This is a genomic window from Streptomyces torulosus (assembly GCF_001419765.1).
GTDB lineage: Bacteria > Actinomycetota > Actinomycetes > Streptomycetales > Streptomycetaceae > Streptomyces > Streptomyces torulosus.
Window position 1 is genome coordinate 1 of sequence record NZ_LIRK01001036.1, and the last position, 1,788, is coordinate 1,788.

2 protein-coding genes are annotated in these 1,788 nt (G+C 70.1%); both read right to left on the minus strand.

The window, feature by feature from the left end; translation table 11 throughout:
• Window positions 1-40: 40 nt before the first annotated feature.
• Complete coding sequence (locus AOK23_RS43845) at window positions 41-1,381, minus strand: TadA family conjugal transfer-associated ATPase (RefSeq protein ID WP_055717910.1); 1,341 nt, start codon at window positions 1,379-1,381, stop codon at window positions 41-43.
• Window positions 1,382-1,436: 55 nt separating this feature from the next.
• Window positions 1,437-1,788 (minus strand): TadE family protein (locus AOK23_RS43850; protein WP_055717911.1); only part of this gene is annotated, 352 nt, incomplete at its 5' end.

Consider the following 1,788-nt stretch of genomic DNA (forward strand, 5'->3'; position numbering starts at 1 on the left):
GGCGTGGGGCCGGTGCGAGGTGTGGGGCCGGTGCGGGGCTTCATCCGATGGCCTGCCTCGTGTGGAGTACGTCAATGGCCTCCGCCACGCCGTACGCGGGGGGCAGCGGCTCGTTCGCCACGTACAGCTTCTCCGCCACGGGGCGGGGGATCGGCAGGTGCTCGAAGCGGCCGTGGACGACGCGGTCGGCGCCCAGGGGGTCCGGGGCGAAGCGGGAGACGGTGGCGATGCGGAACTGCTCCCGGCCGTGCGAGACGAGCAGCGCGATCTCCGTGATCTTGCGGGAGCCGTCGGCGAAGCGGGTCAGCTGGACGACGACGTCCACCGCCGAGTTGATCTGGTCCTTCAGCGCCTCGAAGGGGATCAGGACCTCGGACATCGAACCGAGGGTCTGCAGCCTCATCAGCGCGTCCTCGGCCGAGTTGGCGTGCACCGTCGCGAGCGAACCGTCATGGCCCGTCGACATCGCCTGGAGCATGTCCAGGGTCTCGCCGCCGCGGACCTCACCCACGATGATGCGGTCCGGGCGCATACGCAGGGAGTTGCGGACCAGGTCGCGGATGGTGATCTGGCCCTTGCCCTCGATGTTGGGCGGCCTCGACTCCAGGCGGATGACGTGGTCCTGCTGGAGCTGGAGTTCGGCCGAGTCCTCGATCGTGATGATGCGCTCTCGGGGCGGGATCAGGCCCGAGAGCGCGTTGAGGAGGGTCGTCTTGCCGGTGCCGGTACCGCCGCTGACGATCACGTTGAAGCGGGCCCGGACGAACGCGGCCAGCAGCATCAGCATCTGCTCGTCGAGGGAGCCGAGGCCTATCAGCTCCGGGAGCGTGTACGCCCTCGGGAAGCGGCGGATCGTGAGGGTCGGGCCGGTCAGGGCGAGCGGGGGGATGATGACGTTGACGCGTTCGCCGGTGGGGAGGCGGGCGTCGACCATGGGGTTCGACTCGTCGACGCGGCGGTTGACCGTGGAGACGATGCGTTCGATCGTCTGCATCAGCTGGTCCGTGGAGGCGAAGCGGAGCGGGAGCTGTTCCACGCGGCCGGCTCGCTCCACGAAGATCGAGTCGGGGCCGTTGACCATGATCTCGGTGACGGAGGCGTCGGCGAGGAGGGGCTCCAGGACGCCCAGGCCGAGGGCCTCGTCGACGACTCTGCGGATCAGCTGGGAGCGTTCCGCGGAGGAGAGGACCGGGCCTTCCCGGCTGATGATGTGGCCGAGGACGCGTTCCAGGCGGGCTCGGCGGTCGGCCGCCGTCAGGGCCGACATCTCGGCGAGGTCGATCTCTTCGAGGAGCTTGGCGCGGTAGACGGCCACGAGGTGTCCGTCCTCGCGTCCGGTTCCCCCCTCGTCGGGGGCGGCGATACGGGATCGCAGGCTCATCTCTTCGTCAACTCCTCTCTGGGGGCTGGTGCTTGGGTGGCGTGGGGGCTTCTGGTCAGTCTTCGTCCTCGTCGTTCGGCATCGTCGCTGTGCGTTCGAGGGAGACCGGGTCGAAGAGGGGAATCACGGAGGGGACCGTGACGACGACTGTGGCGGTGGTGGTGTCGGGGCCCTGGTTCGGGCTCACCTCCGGGTCCAGCCAGCCGCTCGCCGCGGCCTGGCCCGCTGCGACGCCGTCGTTGCCGAGGGACTCGGCGCGGGCCGCCGCCCTCGCGGCTGAGCCGGCCTGGCTGATGCCGTAGCCGATGAGGCCGAGTTGGATCGCGGCCATGGCCACGAGGAGGAGGATGGGGAGGAAGCCGGCGAACTCCAGGATGGCCGCGCCTCGGTCGTTGCGGTGGCGGGGG

Coding starts and splice junctions, on each gene's coding strand:
- AOK23_RS43845 (WP_055717910.1), bottom strand. CDS start 1,381: ATGAGCCTGCGATCCCGTATCGCCGCCCCCGACGAGGGGGGAACCGGA.